Origin of the sequence: Jeotgalicoccus psychrophilus DSM 19085 (genome assembly GCF_000425845.1) — a bacterium.
Lineage (GTDB): Bacteria > Bacillota > Bacilli > Staphylococcales > Salinicoccaceae > Jeotgalicoccus > Jeotgalicoccus psychrophilus.
The window spans coordinates 186,777-207,075 of the sequence record NZ_KE384464.1; the positions used below are offsets into that span (position 1 = coordinate 186,777).

The 20,299-nt window shown below is 41.1% G+C and carries 17 protein-coding genes; 12 read left to right on the top strand and 5 right to left on the bottom strand.

Annotated features, from left to right (window positions below; genetic code table 11):
* The first annotated feature begins 110 nt into the window (after window positions 1–110).
* Window positions 111–407 carry a metal-sulfur cluster assembly factor gene (locus tag H625_RS0111255; protein ID WP_213810032.1) on the top strand — a complete coding sequence of 99 codons (297 nt, stop codon included), beginning with the start codon at window positions 111–113 and terminating at the stop codon, window positions 405–407.
* Between the two features lie 53 nt (window positions 408–460).
* Here H625_RS0111255 and H625_RS0111260 read toward each other — a convergent pair whose 3' ends face one another.
* Window positions 461–1,285, bottom strand: a complete 825-nt coding sequence (locus H625_RS0111260; RefSeq protein WP_026860005.1) for an undecaprenyl-diphosphate phosphatase — start codon at window positions 1,283–1,285, stop codon at window positions 461–463.
* Between the two features lie 163 nt (window positions 1,286–1,448).
* Between H625_RS0111260 and clpB the strand changes: the two genes are divergently transcribed.
* Window positions 1,449–4,040, top strand: a complete 2,592-nt coding sequence (gene clpB / locus H625_RS0111265) for an ATP-dependent chaperone ClpB (RefSeq protein WP_026860006.1) — start codon at window positions 1,449–1,451, stop codon at window positions 4,038–4,040.
* A 213-nt stretch (window positions 4,041–4,253) separates the two neighbouring features.
* On the opposite strand, the gene H625_RS13685 is transcribed toward clpB, so the two are convergent.
* From H625_RS13685 to H625_RS0111280, 3 genes are all read right to left on the bottom strand, one after another.
* Window positions 4,254–5,909 carry a glycerol-3-phosphate dehydrogenase/oxidase gene (locus H625_RS13685; protein WP_026860007.1) on the bottom strand — a complete coding sequence of 552 codons (1,656 nt, stop codon included), beginning with the start codon at window positions 5,907–5,909 and terminating at the stop codon, window positions 4,254–4,256.
* Window positions 5,910–5,939: 30 nt separating this feature from the next.
* On the bottom strand, window positions 5,940–7,436 hold the full coding sequence (glpK, locus tag H625_RS13690) for a glycerol kinase GlpK (protein WP_026860008.1): 1,497 nt from the start codon (window positions 7,434–7,436) through the stop codon (window positions 5,940–5,942).
* A 109-nt stretch (window positions 7,437–7,545) separates the two neighbouring features.
* Window positions 7,546–7,743 (bottom strand): YjzD family protein, encoded by a 198-nt coding sequence (locus H625_RS0111280; protein WP_026860009.1) that lies wholly within the window; start codon window positions 7,741–7,743, stop codon window positions 7,546–7,548.
* Between the two features lie 306 nt (window positions 7,744–8,049).
* On the opposite strand from H625_RS0111280, the gene H625_RS0111285 reads away from it, so the two are divergent.
* From H625_RS0111285 to fabF, 7 genes are all read left to right on the top strand, one after another.
* The gene (locus H625_RS0111285) at window positions 8,050–9,099 is read left to right on the top strand and encodes an ABC transporter ATP-binding protein (protein ID WP_026860010.1); all 1,050 of its coding nucleotides are present in this window, start codon (window positions 8,050–8,052) and stop codon (window positions 9,097–9,099) included.
* Window positions 9,096–10,028 carry an ATP-binding cassette domain-containing protein gene (locus H625_RS0111290; RefSeq protein WP_026860011.1) on the top strand — a complete coding sequence of 311 codons (933 nt, stop codon included), beginning with the start codon at window positions 9,096–9,098 and terminating at the stop codon, window positions 10,026–10,028. The genes H625_RS0111285 and H625_RS0111290 overlap by 4 nt, the downstream gene beginning before the upstream one ends.
* A gap of 8 nt (window positions 10,029–10,036) precedes the next feature.
* On the top strand, window positions 10,037–10,999 hold the full coding sequence (locus tag H625_RS0111295) for an ABC transporter permease (protein ID WP_026860012.1): 963 nt from the start codon (window positions 10,037–10,039) through the stop codon (window positions 10,997–10,999).
* Between the two features lie 226 nt (window positions 11,000–11,225).
* Entirely contained in the window at window positions 11,226–12,101 is an 876-nt protein-coding gene (locus tag H625_RS0111300; RefSeq protein ID WP_035785927.1) for an ABC transporter permease, read from the top strand.
* Window positions 12,102–12,273: 172 nt separating this feature from the next.
* Window positions 12,274–14,127, top strand: a complete 1,854-nt coding sequence (locus H625_RS0111305) for an oligopeptide ABC transporter substrate-binding protein (RefSeq protein WP_026860014.1) — start codon at window positions 12,274–12,276, stop codon at window positions 14,125–14,127.
* 149 nt (window positions 14,128–14,276) lie between these two features.
* Window positions 14,277–15,233, top strand: coding sequence for a beta-ketoacyl-ACP synthase III (locus H625_RS0111310; protein WP_026860015.1), 957 nt, complete (start codon window positions 14,277–14,279; stop codon window positions 15,231–15,233).
* A complete protein-coding gene (fabF, locus tag H625_RS0111315; protein WP_026860016.1) occupies window positions 15,233–16,474 on the top strand; it encodes a beta-ketoacyl-ACP synthase II in 1,242 nt (413 codons plus the stop codon). Before H625_RS0111310 ends, fabF begins: the two co-directional genes overlap by 1 nt.
* 141 nt (window positions 16,475–16,615) lie before the next feature.
* Here the strand turns inward: fabF and trpS are convergent, their stop codons facing one another.
* A complete protein-coding gene (gene trpS, locus H625_RS0111320; protein WP_026860017.1) occupies window positions 16,616–17,617 on the bottom strand; it encodes a tryptophan--tRNA ligase in 1,002 nt (333 codons plus the stop codon).
* Between the two features lie 380 nt (window positions 17,618–17,997).
* Here trpS and spxA point away from each other — a divergent pair, with 380 nt between their 5' ends.
* The 3 genes from spxA to H625_RS0111335 all read left to right on the top strand — a co-directional run bounded on the left by spxA (window position 17,998) and on the right by H625_RS0111335 (window position 20,280).
* Window positions 17,998–18,396 carry a transcriptional regulator SpxA gene (gene spxA / locus H625_RS0111325; protein WP_026860018.1) on the top strand — a complete coding sequence of 133 codons (399 nt, stop codon included), beginning with the start codon at window positions 17,998–18,000 and terminating at the stop codon, window positions 18,394–18,396.
* A gap of 172 nt (window positions 18,397–18,568) precedes the next feature.
* Complete coding sequence (gene mecA / locus H625_RS0111330) at window positions 18,569–19,240, top strand: adaptor protein MecA (RefSeq protein WP_026860019.1); 672 nt, start codon at window positions 18,569–18,571, stop codon at window positions 19,238–19,240.
* A gap of 65 nt (window positions 19,241–19,305) precedes the next feature.
* On the top strand, window positions 19,306–20,280 hold the full coding sequence (locus H625_RS0111335; protein ID WP_026860020.1) for a competence protein CoiA: 975 nt from the start codon (window positions 19,306–19,308) through the stop codon (window positions 20,278–20,280).
* Window positions 20,281–20,299: the final 19 nt, after the last annotated feature.

A 20,299-nucleotide genomic window follows, 5' to 3' on the forward strand; every position in this document is an offset into this window, starting at 1 on the left:
AATTAAAATGTTTCTACTTAATAATAGCATTTATATTTATTGAATGTATAATTTTTGTTATAGTTATGATATATACACTACAGTTAGGAGTGATTAGTTTGGATAAAGCAATGGAAGAGAGCATGTACGGTGCGTTAGAAAACGTTATTGACCCCGAACTTGGTATAGATATAGTAAACCTTGGTTTAGTTTATGGTGTAAACCTTGACGACGAAGGAAACGCAGGAGTAGAAATGACTTTAACATCGATGGGCTGCCCTATGGGGCCGCAAATCATGGGACAGGTCGAACATTCTCTGTTAGAACTGCCTGAAGTCAAAGATGTACAAATTGCAATCGTCTGGAACCCGCCATGGGATAAAGACAAAATGACACGCTATGCGAAAATTGCATTAGGTGTCAGCTAATATTATTTTTAGCAGCGAAAAACCCGCGAAGAATTTTCTTCGCGGGTTTTTTATTATGCAGAGAGAAACTGATAAAGTATTGAAAATGTACCAAGTGCAAAACAGTAATAGACAAAAATAATAAGATTGCCGCGTTCCATGACATTCTGCAGCCATTTAACTGCAAAGTAGGTCGCAATAATTGTCACGATAAATGCCAGCAGATATGCCAGCCATAAAGTACTCATGTTTGGATCATTAACAATGTCTCCAATCGAAATCATTGCAGTACCGACAGATACCGGAATGTATAACAGGAAAGCGAAACGCAGGGCATTTTTCTGACTTAATCCGACAGCAATCGCACCGACAATTGAAGCGCCGCTGCGGCTGATACCCGGTGTCAGAGCCATACACTGTGCAATACCGACAATAATTGAATCTTTGATTGTAAGGTCACCGTCTCGTTTAACACCGCGTTTATTTTTAATGAATAAAAGAGCGAGACCGGTAACGAGCAGCATTAAGCCGACAAAACCGATTGAAATATTTTCACCGATGACATCTTTTAATAATAAACCTGCAACACCGACTGGAATAGTAGCGATAATAAGACAGATTGTATACTTAAAATCGGTCACTGCATCGTTATCTCTGGCACCGTTAAAAATAAATCTCCATAAGTTTTGAATAATACTGATAATATCTTTTCTATAGACTATCAGAATTGCAATCAGCGAAGCTGTATTTAAAAATATTTCAAACGACAGCCCCTGTGCTTCGATGCCGAACAGTTCACGAGCGATTACCAGGTGACCGCTGGACGACACAGGAATCGGTTCGGTAATACCCTGAAGCAGTCCTAAAAATACATATTTAATAATAGTGATAATATCCAACGTTAAAACTCCTCCTTAAATACCCATCACTAAATATATGATAAATTGCTCAATATTGCTATTAATTACTTGATTTAAAGAATAAAAAGCGTATAATTAAATTAAGGTCAAAAAAGGTCAAACATCTTTTAGACCTAATTTTACTTAACTGAGGTGAAGTAAATTGGATATTAATAAAATGACTTTGAAAGTACAAAACATTATTGAACGCGCACAGCAGGAAGCTGTTGAGCTGAAACTGCAGTCCATTGAATTGGAGGCAGTATTAAAAGCTATGCTGACAGCAGATGAAAGCATGGCATCCGATATACTGACTCGAGCAAACGTTAATACTGAAGAAATTATTGAAGAATACGACAGAAAATTAAAAACTTATAATGCAGTAACTGGAGACAGCGTTGAATACGGCGTATATATGTCGAACGGCTTTTCGCGATTATATAATAATGCAGAAAAGAAAATGGCAGAGATGGAAGATACATTTATCTCGCAGGAACACATACTGCTTGCTGCTCTTGAAGAGGACAGCATATTAAAAGAAGCAGTCGGCAATAAAGATGAAATTATTAAAGAAATTGTGAAAAAAATCAGAGGGGGAAATCATGTGACGTCACAAAATCCTGAAAATCAATATGAAGCCCTGGAAAAGTACGGGCGTGATCTAGTAGAAGAGGTACGTAAGGGGAACATGGATCCGGTCATCGGCCGCGATGAAGAAATCCGTGATACCATTCGTATTTTAAGCCGTAAACGAAAAAATAACCCGGTATTAATCGGTGAACCGGGTGTAGGTAAAACAGCAATTGTCGAAGGGCTTGCACAGCGCATCGTCCGTAAGGATGTTCCTGAAAGTCTGCTCGACAAAACAGTATTTGAACTCGATTTAACATCACTTGTAGCGGGGGCAAAATACCGAGGCGAGTTTGAAGAAAGACTGAAAGCAGTATTAAAAGAAGTTAAAGAATCAGATGGCAGAATTCTTCTGTTTATCGATGAAATTCATATGCTCGTCGGTGCCGGTAAAACAGACGGTGCGATGGATGCGGGCAATATGCTGAAACCGATGCTGGCAAGAGGCGAACTCCACTGTATCGGTGCGACAACGCTTAACGAATACCGTGAATATATTGAGAAAGATTCAGCACTTGAGAGACGTTTCCAAAAAGTTCAGGTGCCTGAGCCGGATGTTGAAGATACAATTTCAATTTTACGCGGACTGAAAGAACGCTATGAAGTCCACCACGGTGTAAGAATTACAGACCGTGCACTCGTTGCGGCGGCCGAACTTTCGGACCGCTATATTACAGACCGTTTTTTACCAGATAAAGCAATTGACCTGATGGACCAGGCGAGTGCGACAATCCGTACAGAAATGGGTTCTAATCCGACGGAACTGGATCAGATTAACCGCCGTGTGATGCAGCTTGAAATTGAAGAACAGGCGTTGAAAGGTGAACAGGATACGGTATCGGCAAACCGCCTGGCAGAACTGCAGACCGAGCTCGGAGATATTAAAGAAGAGCAGAAAACACTGCAGAATAAAGTCGGCAAAGAAAAAGAACAGATTCAAAGAGTTAATGATAAACGTGCCGAAGTTGATAAAGCGCGTCAGGAATTAGAAGAAGCAGAAAATAATTACGAACTTGAACGTGCAGCGGAACTGCGCCACGGAAAATTACCGCAGCTTGAAAAAGAGCTGGCTGAATATGAAGCGGATATGCAGGAAGCATCAGCAGGTGGAGGACGTATTATAAGAGAAGTTGTGACTGAAGAGGAGATTGGGTTTATCGTCAGCCAGTGGACGGGAGTTCCGGTAACGAAACTCGTCGAGACTGAGAAAGATAAACTGCTCAAACTCTCAGATATACTTCATGAACGCGTTGTCGGTCAGGATGAAGCGGTTGATCTTGTAGCAGATGCAGTCATTAGAGCACGTGCGGGTATTAAAGACCCGGACAGACCAATCGGCAGCTTCCTGTTCTTAGGACCGACAGGTGTCGGAAAGACAGAACTTGCGAAGACACTCGCTGCAACGATGTTCGACTCTGAAAAAAATATGATTCGCATCGACATGAGTGAATATATGGAAAAACATTCAGTGTCGAGATTGATCGGTGCACCGCCGGGATATGTCGGTCACGAAGAGGGCGGGCAATTAACAGAAGCCGTTCGTCGTCAGCCATATTCGGTTATTTTAATGGATGAAGTGGAAAAAGCACACCCGGATGTGTTTAATATTTTACTTCAGCTACTTGACGAAGGCCGTCTGACAGACTCTAAAGGACGCAGCGTCAACTTTAAAAATACAATAATCATTATGACATCAAATATCGGTTCTCAGCATCTCTTAGACACTGTTGTTGCAGACGGTGAACTGAACGATGAAACGAAAGATATAGTGATGAGCGAAGTACACAAGCACTTTAAACCTGAAATTATTAACCGGATGGACGATATCGTTATGTTCAGCCCGTTAACGCAGAAAAATATGGGTGCCATTGTCGATCGTCTGATTATAGATTTAAACAGACGTCTCGATGCTCAGCATATGTCACTTGAAGTCACAGATAATGTAAAAAATTGGGTAGCTGAAAGTGCATATGAACCGCAATTCGGTGCTCGTCCGTTGAAACGATTTATTCAAAAACATATCGAAACACCACTCGCAAGAAAACTCATTGCGACAGATATAACAGAAGGACTGCACATTAAAGCAGACTATATCGAGGGTGAATTAGTATTTGAAATAGAATAAGAATGTGAAAAGACGCCTGAAACTTTTGTTTCAGGCGTGTTTTTGTTTGTGTTGAATACAGGACTGGCATGACAGGGTTTCATATGTATCCGGGTTCCTCGGGACTGGCATGACGGTCTCTCATGTGTATCCAGCAACATATAAGAGACGAAAACATTCAAAATAAAACAGCAGCCAATTCTAATGAATTGACCGCTCCTTTAAGTTAAATAATTATTTTCTTGTATCTTCAATCGCCTCATCGAGTTCATTTGAAAATACTTTTCTGATTTCATCATCGTAGCCTAGAGTATCCTGAAGTAATCGTTCAACTCCGTCGCGGTATTCCAGCACATCCTCAATTTCGAAGTAAAGTTTGCCTGAACGGCGGACGAGGAAGTCGGTCGGTTTGATAACCATTTCATGCAGTATGCCGTAAATCACTTCTGCATATAAAGGTTTCGGCAAACCGTATTTTTCATTATTGTCGTTCGTGATACCAGCATATTGATAAACCGCTTCAACATTGCTGCCGTATTTCATTGCTAGGTGATGTCCTTCTTCCAGACTGAGGCCGTAGCTTGATGCTTTACGGCTGATGTTATCGACATAGTTTTGATAGCCGACACTGCCTCCGACGTCACCGCCTGAGACCGGTTCGTTTTTAGTAGAGACTTTTCTAATATTCATCTTATGATTTTTCTTTAAGTAGTCGGAAACATTATCAACGATTTCCTCTGCCATATGACGATAACCTGTTAGCTTGCCGCCTGCAATTGTAATTAGACCGCTCGTGCTGTGCCAGATTTCGTCTTTACGTGAAATATCTGATGCATTTTTACTGCCGGATTGAATGAGCGGACGAATGCCTGCCCATGATGATTCAATCATCGACACATCTGCATTTAATCCTGGGAACATAAAGTTAATGGCATTGATCAGATATGCTTTATCTTCAGCGTCAGCTGTTGGATTTGTTTTGTTTTCACCGTAAAACGTATCTGTCGTTCCGACATAAGTTTTACCTGCGCGCGGAATGGCAAAGATCATTCGTCCATCTTCTTTAGTATCGAAGTAGACTGCTTGTGTCAGGGGGAAATTTTCCTGTTTCAAGACGATATGAACACCTTTAGTGTGAACTAAATGTTTCTTCGTCTGTTTACCCAGCTTATCATTTGCGCGTACATCGTCGACCCACGGGCCGGTTGCATTAACGACTGCTTTACTTTTAATTTCATAGGATTCATTTCTGAGAACATCTTTTGCAATAATACCGGTAACTGTACCGTTGTCGTATAAAAATCCATCTGCCTTAACGTAGTTGACTGCATCCGCTCCGTATCCTGCGGCTTTTTTCATAACTTCAACAGTCAGTCTCGCGTCATCTGTTTTATATTCAACATAATGACCGCCGCCCTGCAGGCCGTCAGTTTTAATATTTGGCACACGTTCAATGACTTCTTTTTTCGTGAGCATGTTTCTGCGTTCATTTTTATCTACTTGGGCAAGTGAATCGTAAACTTTCAGCCCGACACTCGTAGTAAATTCACCGAATGTACCACCCTTATGAAATGGCAGAAGCATCCATTCCGGTGTTGTAACATGCGGACCATTTTCGTAAACGATGGCACGTTCACGTCCCGTTTCCCTAACAACATTCACCTGCATTTGTTTTAAATAGCGGAGACCCCCGTGAATTAATTTCGTACTTCTGCTGCTTGTACCCTGGGAGAAATCCTGCATTTCAACAAGCGCTACATTCAAACCCCGCATAGATGCATCGAGGGCAATACCGGCGCCTGTAATTCCGCCGCCAATTATAAGTAAATCGTATTCAAATTTCGACATATGATCGAGCTGGTGTTTGCGTGTAAGTGCGTTTAACATAATTCTCCTCCTGTATTTTAAAAACTTTATTTATTAATCTGGTTTGAACATCTGCGTCGCCCGGACGGCACTCTGCCATCCGCTGTACAGAGACTCACGCTTACCAATGTCCATCAGCGGTGTAAATGTAGAATCTGTTTTACTGAGTTCCTGCAGTGCTTCCTGTGACTCAAAAAAGCCGGTGGCAAGACCTGACAGATAAGCAGCACCAAGCGCAGTTGATTCTAATATTTTTGGGCGTTCAACTTTTGTCTGTAAAATATCCGACTGAAACTGCATCAGGAAGTTGTTGGCAGAAGCACCGCCGTCTACCCGCAGCCTGTCGATTTTAATGTCTGCGTCCAGCTGCATTGCATCGAGGACATCTTTCGTCTGATAGGCAACAGCTTCAAGCGTAGCCCGGATGATATGTGCTTTCGTTGCACCGCGGCTCAGTCCGAACATCGCACCCCGGGCTTCTGAATCCCAGTAGGGTGCTCCGAGACCAGTAAAAGCCGGGACGACGTAAACCCCTTCCGACGAGTCGACTTTCAGTGCATACTGTTCACTCGTTTTAGAATCGCTGAAAAATTCGAGACTGTCACGGAGCCATTGAATCGCACTGCCGGCAACAAAAATAGAGCCTTCCAATGCATAATTCACCTTGCCGTTAATACCGACAGCAATTGTAGTTAACAGACCGTTACTGCTTGAAGTCGGTTCCTCACCTGTGTTCAAGAGCAGGAAACAGCCGGTGCCGTAGGTGTTCTTTGCATCACCTTCATTGAAGCACGTCTGGCCAAAAAGCGCCGCCTGCTGATCCCCGGCAATACCGGCAATTGGAATGTTATAACCGAAAAAGTGAGACTTTGTCGTGTAACCGTAAACTTCACTGGATGACTTCACTTCAGGCAGCATGTGAGCAGGTATATTTAATATCGATAAAAGTTCTTCATCCCATTTGAGATCATATATATTGTATAAGAGGGTGCGGCTCGCGTTTGTATAGTCCGTTACATGAGTAGCACCTTCAGTGAACTTCCATATAATCCAGCTGTCTATTGTGCCGAATAAAAGATTGCCGCTGTCAGCTTTTTCTTTAGCGCCGTCGACATTGTCGAGAATCCACTTAATTTTAGTGCCCGAAAAATAGGGATCAATCAAAAGCCCGGTCTTTTCTCTGAACAGCGTTTCATAACCTTGTTCTTTTAAATCAAAACAAATATCCGCGGTCTGCCTGGATTGCCAGACAATCGCATTATAAATCGGCAGCCCGGTATGTTTATCCCAGACAACTGCAGTTTCCCGTTGATTTGTAATGCCGATTGAATCAATTTCCGCCGGTGTAATATTGTTTTCTATCATTACTCCGGATACGACTGACAGTACAGAACTCCATATTTCATTTGCATTATGTTCAACCCAGCCTGAACGGGGGAAGTGCTGCGTAAATTCCCGCTGATTTGAAGCGGCAATTTTACCTTCCTTATCGATGAGTACGGCACGTGTACTCGTCGTGCCCTGATCGATGGACATGACATATTTCTTCATAATAAGATGACCTCCAAAAAAGATGGAATTGAATATAAAATTATTATACCCATTTTACAGTAAAGTTAAAAAATTCAAATAAAAAACCGGATTTCATATGAAATCCAGTTTAGTGTTCGTCGCCTGCATGCGGATCTGCTGACATTTTAGTCAATCCATCAAGAATGAAGATTGATAGTGTAATGATTACAGCTAAGACTACACCGATCCAGAAGTTTAAAGGACCGCCGCCAGCAAGACTGTTAAGTATGAAGTTAACCATCTGTGTGAGCATGAATGCCCATAAAAATGTAACGAGATATCTCATTAGTGAGAAGCCTCCGATTTAACGTATTTTATACCTTCATTTTACATGAAAAAAAATATAAAGTATAGTGTTAAAAAAATAATTCTTGAAAACGCTTGCAAAATTTAAAGGCGTCTAATAAAATAAGGATGCAAGTGATTATGCATCAATGCATATTAATAAATTGCATACAGAAAGTTTATAATTTTTGGACAATTCATATTGCCTTTTTGACAGCGTCTCTATACAATAGAAAAACAAACATAAGAATTTCCATAATTTGAAAAAGAGAAAAGTTTTGACAAAGGGAAAGTTAAGGTGATTTAAGTGGGAGAAGAACTACTCAGCATTAAAAATTTAACGACATCCTTTAAAATCGACGGTACTTATTATCCTGCCGTTGACGGCGTATCACTGGATATTAAGCCGAATGAAGTGGTGGCACTTGTAGGAGAATCAGGATCAGGAAAAAGTGCGACGGCATTTTCATTAATGAAGCTTCACAGAAACGCACGCATTGAAGGCCAGGTGGATTTTGAAGGGAAAAATCTTCTTCAGTTCAATGAAAAAAAGATGAACAATATACGCGGCGGCGAAATGGCTATGATTTTCCAAGATCCTATGACAGCGCTGAACCCGTTAATGAAAATAAAGCTTCAGATCATGGAGACTTTGAAAATACATAAGACAAAAGCTAAAAGTGAAAGAGAAAGCTATGCAATTGAATTGCTGTCGAAAGTAGGAATACCAAATCCGGAACGTGTCGGAGAAGCGTTCCCTCATGAACTTTCAGGTGGTATGAGGCAGCGTGTTGTTATCGCAATTGCGATTGCGAACAGACCGCGTCTTTTGATTGCAGATGAGCCGACGACAGCACTGGATGTAACAATCCAGGCACAAATTCTTGATTTAATCAGAGAATTGCAGGAAGACTTAAATTCAGGGGTGTTGCTCATTACACATGATCTTGGTGTGGTAGCGGAGATGGCGGACCGGGTAGCTGTAATGTATGCCGGGCAGATTGTGGAAATAGCGCCGGTGAGAGAATTATTTAAAGATCCGAAGCATCCTTATACGCGTTCGCTGTTAAACTCACTGCCGAACGAAGGCCAGACGGGCAGCAAACTTCACGTTATTGAAGGAGTTGTACCGGCTTTGAATAAGATGGACAGAGATTCATGCCGATTTGCACCGCGCATTCCGTGGATTCCGGATGAAGCACATGAACATAACCCGGAGCTTCGGGAAATTAGTCCGGGACATTTAGTCCGATGTACTTGCTATAAAGACTTCTATTTAAAAACTGATACAGATATCAGACTTCAGGTAGAGCAGCAGCAGATGGAAATAGATGCGGCAGAAGAGGTGAAAGAATGACTAACCTTCTCGAAATAAACAATTTAAAAGTGTATTACCCGATAAAAGGGGGATTTTTCAACACTGTTAAAGACCATGTCAAAGCAGTTGATGGTGTGTCACTGACGATACCTCAGGGAACTTCGTACGGTCTCGTTGGAGAATCTGGTTCAGGGAAGACCACGACAGGCAAGGCAGTTATCGGTTTGAACCACATCACGGAAGGAGAAATCCTTTTTGACGGCAAAGCGATAAGCGGCAGCGGGAAATCTGTTGAAAACAGTAAAGAAATTCAAATGATTTTCCAAGACCCGTACTCCTCATTAAATGTACGTAAGCGTGTATTTGATATCGTGAGCGAGCCAATTAGAAATTATCATAAACGTACAAAAGATGAACTGATTGCAGAAGTACTCGGTCTGCTGCAGAAAGTCGGCCTGCCTCCAGGTTCACTGTACAAGTATCCGCATGAATTTTCAGGCGGACAGAGACAGAGAATCGGTGTGGCGCGTGCCATTGCACTGAATCCGAAACTGATTATTGCAGATGAGCCGGTTTCAGCACTCGATGTGTCGGTACAGGCACAGGTACTTAACTTTATGCAGGACATTCAGGAAGAACTGGATTTGACGATGCTGTTTATTGCGCATGACTTAGGGGTTGTTCGTCATATGTGCCAGCATATCGGTATTATGTATCAGGGACGTCTCGTTGAAGAAGGCACAGCTGAGGATATTTTCAATAATCCTCAGCACCTGTATACGAAACGTTTAATCGCTGCGATTCCAGATACGAATGTAGATAAAATTGATGAAAATCTGCATATTCGCCAGTCGGTGAAGGAAGAATACGATCAGCATTTCCACGAATATTTAGATGAAGATGGCAGAGCATTGCCGCTGATAGACATTTCGGCGACACATAAAGCAGCACTGCCTGTAAAGGGGTGAAAGGCTGAATGTTAAAATTTACTATTAGACGGTTGATTATATCGTTTCCGCAAATTATTTTATTAAGTATTCTAGTATTCTTCCTGGGTTCTTTAATGCCGGGAGATGCTTTAAGCGGTCTGATTGACCCGACAGTACCAATTGAACAGATAGAACGCCTGCGTGAGCAGATGGGATTAAACAATCCGTGGTACATCCAGTACAGAGACTGGATGTTTGCAATGCTCCAGGGTGACTTCGGCACCTCATTCTTTAAACAGCAGCCGGTGCTTGATGTTATAGGCGACAGAATGCTGAACACAATATGGCTGTCATTATTCTCAGCGGTATTAATATACTTAATCGGTATTCCATTAGGCCTTGTTTCAGGAAGATGGAACGACTCACCGCTCGACAGTCTGATTACTGGTTACACATACTTAGGGTTTGCAACACCAACATTTATTTTCGGTTTAGTTTTATTGTTAGTATTTGGCTACACACTGGGCTGGTTCCCGACAGGGGGTTCAGTTGGGGCAGGAGTTACGCCTGGCACATTTGAATATGTAGTCAGTAAGATACAGCACCTTATACTGCCGAGTTTCGCAATAGCTTTAATCGGGCTGGTCGGTACAGTTCAATACTTACGGAGCGGTATTATTGAAACAAAACAGAAAGACTTCATCACTTTAGCGCGTGCTAAAGGGGTAACAGAAGGCAAAGTTTATACGAGACACATTTTCAGAAACTCAATTTTACCGATTGCTGCATTCTTCGGTTACGAAATTACTGCATTATTAGGCGGCTCGCTGTTTATCGAAACAATATACGGCTATCCGGGTATGGGACGTTTATTCCTTGAATCAATATCAATCCGGGATTTCTCAGTAGCAAACGTACTTATTCTAATGTACGGAATGCTCGCAATCATCGGTACACTATTGTCAGATATTATTTTAAGTATAGTGGATCCGCGTATCCGCATTAAGTAAGGAGGGGTGTATATTGGCTAACGAAAGAGAAGACAAAAACAGATTAAAAGATAATCAAAAAGACACGTACAAGTTCAATGAAGAGTCGGAAAACAGAGAACACACCCCGCCTGAAAAGGGGGATGCATTTTCACTGCGTGATAAAGACAGCAGTGAAAGTAAAGAGCTCGATATGAGCGTTAAAGCAGATTTGCCGCACGGTGCAGTGGGGCATGGTGCACTCGACATGAAAAACCTCCCGCGCTCGAAGCCCGGCTGGAAAATTATATTTGAGGAATTAATCAGCGATAAACTCGCATTGTTTTCTCTTATTATATTAGTGATTATTACATCTTATGTATTCGGTTTAACGATGTTTCTGAATCAGGCGGCAATCGTCAAAGTAGATTTATTCGCAATTAACCAGCCGCCAAATGATGACTTCAGACTCGGCACGGATTACGGCGGCCGGGATATCTTCGGACAGCTTATTATCGGAACGAGAAACTCGCTTGCTATCGGTTTCATTGTAACGGCTTTAAGTGTCGGTTTTGGTATCGTTTACGGTGTTGTCTCAGGTTACTTTGGAGGACATATTGATAACGCCATGATGCGTGTCGTTGACTTCTTCATGGTACTGCCTTTCCTGATGATCGTAGTTGTATTTGTAACAATCGTTCCTTCATATGATATCTGGACGTTCTCATTAATTATGGCAGCCTTCCTGTGGACAGGTACTGCCAGACTGATACGTTCAGTGGCAATGCAGGAAAAAGAGCTCGACTATATCAATGCATCAAGAACGCTTGGAAGCTCGAACATTAAAATAATTTTCAAGCAGTTGATGCCAAATATGGTTGGTCTGATTATTGTTAACGCCACATTGTCATTAGCAGCGAATATCGGGATTGAATCGGGACTGTCATTTATCGGTTTTGGTTTCCCTGAAAGTACACCGTCACTAGGTACACTGATGGCGTATGCGATTCAGACACAGACACTGCAGAACAGATGGTGGATTTGGGCCCCTGCTGCAATACTTATTTTAATCTTAATGCTGTGTGTAAGAAACATCGGAGAAGCGTTCAGACGTGCCGGAGATGCCCGTCAGCGCAATGCATAATTAAATAACACAATCTTCTAAAAATTTATTGTAAAAATGCATAACTATGCTAATATGAATATTAAGAAAACTTTACAAACATATTATGGAAGAATTTGAATTTTGATACTAAAGTTCGGAACTCTGAACTTTGTATATATATCAAGCAGTGAAAAACAAAGGAGGAAATAAAATGACTAAAATTTCTTGGTCGAGATTTTGCTTCCTTATGACGCTGGCACTTGTTTTAGCGCTGGCAGCATGCGGGGGAGATTCTTCAGAAGAAGATACATCTACAGATGATGCTTCAACAGAAGAATCTGGAGATGAAGAGTCATCAGAGGAATCTGGTGAAGAAGGGGATTCTGCTACTGGGGAAGTTTACAACTATGAAGACTTCGAAAAAACAGTATCTAAAACAGGAGATCCATCAGGTGAAGGAACTTTAAATATTGGTTATTCATCAGATACTCCATTTGAAGGCACACTTAACTGGGCATTCTACCAAGGGGCTCCAGATGCGGATATGATGGCACACTTCGATGAAGCTGTACTCTCAATGGATGCGGATTTCCAGTACACGAACGAAGGTGCTGTACAGTATGAAATGAACCAAGATGATAACACTGTAACGTTCACTGTACAAGATGGTGTTATGTGGCATGATGGTCAGCCATTAACTATCCAGGATTACGTTTCTTCATATGAAATCATCGGACACCCTGATTACGACGGTGTACGTGGTTCTACAGACGGCTTTACATTAATCGAAGGTTACGAAGAATATAGAAGCGGCGATGCTGATTCTATTTCAGGTATCGAAATCGTCGATGAACAGACAGCTGTATTTACTTATACAGAACTTGCTCCATCATTAACAGCAGGCGGGTTCTGGTCATACGCATTCCCGACTCATCATTATGAGGGAATGGAAGTTTCAGAAATGGCTGCAGCACCTGAAACACGCGAAAACCCAATCGGTATCGGGCCATACAAAGTTGATTCAATCGTTCCAGGTGAATCAATCTCAATGTCTAAATTCGAAGACTACTGGCGCGGCGAACCTGGACTTTCAGAAGTTACAGTACGTGTAATCGCACCATCTTCAATTGCAAGTGCAGTTGAATCAGGCGACATTGATATCGCTAAGAGTTTCCCGACTGACCAGTATCCGGATGTTGCGGATATGGAAGGTGTGGAATGGTTAGCTAATATCGACGGAGCATACACTTATATCGGATTTAAACTCGGCTCTTGGGATGCTGAGGCAGGCAAAGTAAATTACAACCCTGAAGAAATGAAGATGGGTGACGTAGAATTACGCCGCGCAATGTGGCATGCAATTGACAACGATGCAATCGGTGAACGTTTCTACAACGGTCTTCGCTGGAAAGCAACTTCATTAATTACGCCTTACCATGCTAACTGGCATGAAGAGGTAGAAGTTCCTGCATACGACCCGGAAGAAGCAAACAGCATTCTTGACGCAGCTGGTTACGAAGATGTAGACGGCGACGGCATGAGAGAAGACACTGAAGGCGAACCATTAAGCATTAACTTCGCATCTATGTCAGGCGGAGACATTGCTGAACCATTAGCAAACTATTACATTCAGTCTTGGAGAGATATCGGCTTAAATGTTGAATTAACTAACGGTCGTCTTATCGAGTTTAACTCATTCTACGATATGGTTGAAAATGACGATCCTGAAATTGATATCTACCAGGGTGCATGGGGTGTAGGATCTGACGTAGACCCTTCAGGTCTTTACGGTCCGGATGCTCCATTTAACTACACGCGTTATGAAACAGAAGAAAGTACTGAATTATTAACAGCGGGTAACTCACAAGAAGCACTTGATACTGATTACAGAAAAGATATTTACAACCAGTGGTCAGAACTTATGGTTGAAGATATTCCTGTAATTCCAACTCTTTACCGTGCATTTGTGACACCAGTAAACGAAAAAGTAATCAATTACTCTGAAGATTACGAGTGGAACGAAGATCTGTTATGGTACCGCGTTGGTGTTGAAGACGCAGAATAATAAGTACTAATAGGAAGAAACCGGAGATAAAAGTCTCCGGTTTCTTTTCTGTTTATTTAAAATTTTAGGTTTGCTTTTAATTGAACAATCCTGTAAATTATGATAAATTAGTACCTAGTAATATAATGAGACTATAAGGTGTGAGAAGCATGAAAAATGTAGGGATTCTCGGCATTGGTTCATATACACCAGAAAAAGTATTTACGAATTTTGATTTTGAAAAAATTCTTGATACTTCTGATGAATGGATTAGAGAAATGACAGGTATAGAAGAACGACGTTTCGCTGTAGATATGGAAACGAGCGAAATGGCTTTTTATGCTGCTGATGCAGCGATAAAAGATTCAGGCGTTGCAAAAGAAGATATTGACTTTGTTATTGTAGCTACTTCTACAGGAGACCAGAAGTTTCCGTCAGTTGCGAATATGATTCAGGAGAAACTTGGCTTGAACAATATTCCTTCTATGGATCAGCTGGCTGCCTGTACAGGTTTTATATATGGGTTATCGACAGCGGAAATGTTCGTGAAATCCGGCAATTATAAAAATATTCTGGTTGTCGGTGCTGATAAATTAACGGACATCACTGACTTTGAAGACCGTTCTACGGCTGTGTTATTCGGTGATGGTGCCGGTGCAGTTGTTGTTGGCGAAGTTGAAGAAGGATTTGGCATCAAATCATTCGAACTCGGCAGCAAGGGTGCGGGCGGAAAATATTTATACGGAGATAAAGAAAAAGGATATATTCGTATGAATGGACGTGAAGTCTTTAAATTTGCAGTGAGACAGATGGGTGAATCCAGCGTTACTGTATCAGAAAAAGCAGGTATTGCTAAAGAAGATATCGATATGTTGATTCCACACCAGGCAAATATTAGAATAATGAATGCGGCAAGAGAACGTATGGGTCTGCCTTATGATAAAATGAGTGTAACTGTAGATAAATACGGAAATACCTCGGCAGCATCGATTCCTCTCAGCATGGATTATGAAGTAAAAAGAAACCGTATCAAACCGGGAGACAATATTGTCTTAGTCGGGTTTGGCGGCGGTTTAACATGGGGCGCAGTTTGTTTAACATGGGGTACTAAGAAGGAGGACTCTTAATGTCTAAAAGGAGAGTTGTAATTACCGGTGCAGGGGCATTGACACCGATTGGTAATACAGCAAAGGAAACGTGGCAGAATGCATTAGCGGGTAAAAATGGTATAGCAGAAATTACAAACATCGATACGGCACAGTTTAATGTTCATATCGGCGGAGAAGTAAAAAACTTAAATGTTGAAGATTTTATCGAGAGAAAAGAAGCACGTAAAATGGACAAGTTCACGCAGTTTGCTGTTATTGCGGCAGAAGAAGCGGTAAAAGATTCAGGGCTTGAAATAAACGACAGCAACGCCGACAGAATTGGCGTGTGGATCGGTTCCGGTATCGGCGGAATTCAGTCGCTGGAAGAAGGCTTTATCGCGCTGACGACTAAAGGCCCAAGACGAGTCAGTCCGTTCTTCGTTCCGATGATGATTCCGGATATGGCGAGCGGCCAGGTATCCATTCGTGAAGGTGCGAAGGGACCAAACGGCGCAACGGTAACAGCATGTGCAACCGGTACGAATTCTATCGGTGATGCATTTAAAATTATCGAACGCGGTCAGGCGGATGCGATGATAACGGGCGGTACTGAAGCACCAATTACTAATATGGGTGTCGCAGGATTCCAGGCGAACAGAGCATTATCAAATTCAAACGACCCTGAATACGCATCGCGTCCATTCTCTGCAGACAGAGACGGATTCGTTATTGCTGAAGGCGCAGGTATCGTTGTAATAGAAGAACTTGAACACGCGAAAGCACGCGGTGCACAGATTTACGCTGAAATTGTCGGTTACGGCTCAACAGGTGACGCACACCACATTACAGCACCGGCACCAAACGGTGAAGGCGGCGCACGCGCAATGAAAGAAGCATTGAAAGATGCAGGGATTGAACCTGAAGAAGTGCAGTACATTAACGCACATGGTACGAGCACGCCGTACAATGATGAATTTGAGACAATGGCAATCCGTACGGTCTTTAAAGAACACGCGGATAATCTTTTTGTGAACTCGACTAAATCAATGACGGGCCACATGCTCGGCGGTGCAGGCGGTATGGAAGCAATCATTACTGCCTACAGTCTGCGTGAAGGGAAAATTCACCCGACAATCAACTTAACAAATCAGGCACCGGAATGTGATCTTAACTACGTGCCGAACGGTGTGGAAAAGGCTGACCTTAAATATGCTGTATCAAACAGCTTAGGTTTCGGCGGGCACAATGCATCGTTAGTATTTAAAAAATACGAAGACTAAAAATATATTTTGAAGCACGTTCTGCCTCGGGTGGAGCGTGCTTTTTTTGGTTTGTGCGGATGTTTGGTGTTTGCTCCGCAATGAGACACCGCTTACCCACAAAAAATCCTGACAGAATCAAAGTTCTGTCAGGATTACTTATTATTTTCTCTGCTTTCTGCCAAGTCCCATCGCGCGTTCCATTTTTTCAATCATTTTATCTGCTTTTCGTGCTGCTTTGTCGCGGCCAGCATCAAGAATATCATCAAGCTCATCGCTGTTCAGATAGTAATTATATTTTTCCTGGAAACCGACCAGGAATTCTTTGACGACTTCGCCGAGGTCTTTCTTAAAGTCCCCGTAACTTGAGTCTTTATATTCCTGAACCAGTTCATCGATTGTTTTATCAGTTAATGAACTGTAAATAGTAAGGAGATTTGAAATTCCCGGTTTGTTTTCTTTATCGAATTTAATTTCCGTATCTGAGTCAGTCACTGCAGAACGGATTTTTTTCGCTGCCTGATTCGGATCATCGAGTAAAGTAATAAATGACTTTTGATTGTCATCACTTTTACTCATCTTCTTAGTAGGCTCATTCAGACTCATAATACGTCCGCCGACTGCAGGAAGTTTAATTTCAGGCAGTGTAAAGATGTTGTTGTATCTAGAGTTGAAGCGTTCGGCAATATTGCGGGTAAATTCAATATGCTGGGTCTGATCATCACCGACGGGTACAACGTCAGAGTTATAGAGTAAAATATCGCCCGCCATTAAAGCAGGATACGTCAGCAGTCCGACAGAGATTCCATCTCGCTGGTTTTGCTTCCGTGCTTTATCTTTAAACTGTGTCATGCGTTCCAGTTCGCCGATATAAGAAGTACACTGCAGCATCCATGCAGCTTTAGCATGTGCTGAGACTTCACTTTGTATAAATAATGAGATCTTGTCCGGATTAAGTCCACTAGCAAGATAAATTGCCGCAAGTGCGCGTGAGTTTTCACGGAGTTTTAAACGGTCCTGCTGAACAGTTATTGCATGCTGATCAACGATACAGAAATACGAATCGTATTCCTCCTGCAATTCGACGAATTGTTTATAGGCACCAATGTAGTTTCCGATAGTCGGAATACCGCTTGGCTGTACGCCTGAGAATAATGTTTTCATTAATGTCACCTACATAGTTTTAGTTAGTATCTTAATATTAATACTCTTTTAGCAGTTGTGCAATCACGTGGAGAATTTAACATAAATATATGTCAAATTAAATGGTGATTATACAGTATTCATACGTTAGTACTATATACTTTGACCAATTTTGATGTTATTATAAGTATAAGGTAACTAAGTTGAAGACAGTAATATTTAATGTCAGATTAATTAATAATTTTTAAGATTATTACAATATTCTCATTTTATTTTAATGTTTGTTGCCTATAATAAGAATTGTCAACAAGAGGCAGAGTTACATACTGGTGAGATGTTTAAAGGTTGCTTTAAACGGGTATAGACTCTTGTTAGAAATAAAAAATTGGAGTGTGAGTTACATGGTAGTACTATTTACTTCTCCAAGTTGTACGTCATGTCGTAAGGCAAAAGCATGGTTGCAGGAAAACGATATTCCTTATACGGAACGCAATGTATTTTCTGAACCGTTAACTTTAGACGAAGTTAAATCTATTTTAAGAATGACAGAGTACGGGACTGAAGAAATTATCTCGACTCGCTCTAAAACTTTCCAAAAATTAAATGTTGATATTGAAAGCCTTCCTATGAATGAGCTGTATACTTTAATTATGGAGAACCCTGGATTATTGAGACGTCCAATTATTATGGATGAAAAACGTTTACAAGTGGGCTACAACGAAGATGAGATCAGACGCTTTTTGCCACGCAGTATTAGAACATTGCATCTAATCGAAGCTAAACGCCTAGCAGAACTATAATTTAATATAAGTACGATGATTAATTTGATATATGTATGAAGTTCAGTACGCCTGCAGATGATTTGCTATCTGCGGGCGTTTTAACATATAATAATAAGACAAATCTAAAATTTGGTATTATATTGTAATCCTTAGTATAATAAGCAGAAATGATGGTAAGGGAGTGAGCAGGATGAGAATTGAAAGAGTGAACGACTCGACCATTAAATTCTTTTTAACATACAGCGATATAGAAAGCCGAGGCTTTAATAAAGAAGATTTATGGATGAACCGTCAGCGCGGCGAAGAATTTTTCTGGACGATTATGGACGAAGTAAACAACGAGCAAACTGATGATTTTGCTATGGATGGTCCATTATGGATTCAAGTGCACGCGTTCGACAAAGGTATAGAAGTCGTTGTGTCTAAGTCCCAGAATGAACATGATCCGTATGGCATGGAGCCTTATGCCATGAATATTGAAAACCGGGAAATCGAGTCATTTATCGATAAAACCATCGATGAACGTAAAACTGACAACACTAATAATTTTGATGTTCCAGTCATTAATGAGCCGCTGATGGTTTACTTTAATGACTTTGAAAATCTAATAAAATATACTCATGAAGTTGAAGTAGATGAAACATTGTATGAAGATTTACTTTATGTACTTGATGGTAAATATTATTATCAGGTCTTCTTTGACTACAGAACGCATTTTGACAGTATGGAAGGTATTGAATCAAAGCTGCTGGAATACAGTGAGCCGACTTCGATTGCCAGTGCCTTACTGGATGAATATGGAAAAATTATAATGAGTAATAACGTTCGTGCACAGGTAAGAAGATATTTTCAGGAAAATTAATTAACTTGTACGAAAAAAAAATAAAACCTCCTTTTTCCCTATATATAGGTAAAGGAGGTTTTTTTATGTATATTGCAAATGATGAACAGGGTACACAGATTTTAGCACATAATGCAGTGAAAAACGGAAGGTATTATTGTCCTGTCTGCGACACACCGGTCGTCCTGAAAGCTGGAAGCGTGAAGGTTCCGCACTTTTCACACCATCATATTTTGCAGTGCAGCAGGTATTTATACAAAAGAGAGTCATTGCTGCATTTAAAATTGAAACATGATTTATATTTGGAGCTGAACCGATTCTACGTCACAGCAATGGAATATTACCTTGAAAGTATCGAGCAGATACCGGACCTGCTTATAGAGCAGCGTCTTGCTCTTGAAATTCAGTTATCGAGAATCAGTCCGGAATTAATTCTGTCGCGTACAGCGGGGTATTATAAGCTCGGTATGCGTGTGATGTGGCTGCTTGATGAAAAGGAAATCAAAACGGAAGGTCTTCACGTCTATTTAAATCATTTTCAGCTGTCGACAATGACGAATGATATTGTCTATACGGTAAATCCGGACACACTGATCGTTACCGCATGGCATATCGGTCATACAGCTGGTCTCAACCGCTTTACGTTTAAAAAAGAAAATATCGAGCTGCATGAAATACTCACATATGTCAAAAGTGATGTGTGGGACGAAACCTATACACTTACGAGAGGGACTGTGAAGAAGATAATCCAGCGGGAAAAGGCTCAGAAATCAGTACTTAATCCGACTTTAACCTATATGTATCAGCTGGGTCTGACACCGGATACGCTGCCTGCATTTCTTTATATTACCAGTTTTGAAGAAAGATATATTATAAACTCTCCAATCGAATGGAAATTATATATTTATTACCATTTATCGATGGGTATTTTTGATCGTGAAAAGTTTTTTCACTTTATAAAATTAAGAGCTATCTCAGATATTCCTAATAAAAAAACGCTTGTTCAGTCATTATTAACTTTTTATTTAAAAGTTTTTCGGTTTTCGAAAGATATTGCTTGAATTAAGAATAAATTATTGA

Coding starts and splice junctions, on each gene's coding strand:
- H625_RS0111255 (WP_213810032.1), top strand. CDS start 111: ATGGAAGAGAGCATGTACGGTGCGTTAGAAAACGTTATTGACCCCGAA.
- glpK (WP_026860008.1), bottom strand. CDS start 7,436: ATGAAGAAATATGTCATGTCCATCGATCAGGGCACGACGAGTACACGT.
- H625_RS0111280 (WP_026860009.1), bottom strand. CDS start 7,743: ATGAGATATCTCGTTACATTTTTATGGGCATTCATGCTCACACAGATG.
- H625_RS0111290 (WP_026860011.1), top strand. CDS start 9,096: ATGACTAACCTTCTCGAAATAAACAATTTAAAAGTGTATTACCCGATA.
- H625_RS0111295 (WP_026860012.1), top strand. CDS start 10,037: ATGTTAAAATTTACTATTAGACGGTTGATTATATCGTTTCCGCAAATT.
- H625_RS0111300 (WP_035785927.1), top strand. CDS start 11,226: ATGAAAAACCTCCCGCGCTCGAAGCCCGGCTGGAAAATTATATTTGAG.
- H625_RS0111305 (WP_026860014.1), top strand. CDS start 12,274: ATGACTAAAATTTCTTGGTCGAGATTTTGCTTCCTTATGACGCTGGCA.
- H625_RS0111310 (WP_026860015.1), top strand. CDS start 14,277: ATGAAAAATGTAGGGATTCTCGGCATTGGTTCATATACACCAGAAAAA.
- fabF (WP_026860016.1), top strand. CDS start 15,233: ATGTCTAAAAGGAGAGTTGTAATTACCGGTGCAGGGGCATTGACACCG.
- trpS (WP_026860017.1), bottom strand. CDS start 17,617: ATGAAAACATTATTCTCAGGCGTACAGCCAAGCGGTATTCCGACTATC.
- spxA (WP_026860018.1), top strand. CDS start 17,998: ATGGTAGTACTATTTACTTCTCCAAGTTGTACGTCATGTCGTAAGGCA.
- mecA (WP_026860019.1), top strand. CDS start 18,569: ATGAGAATTGAAAGAGTGAACGACTCGACCATTAAATTCTTTTTAACA.
- H625_RS0111335 (WP_026860020.1), top strand. CDS start 19,306: ATGTATATTGCAAATGATGAACAGGGTACACAGATTTTAGCACATAAT.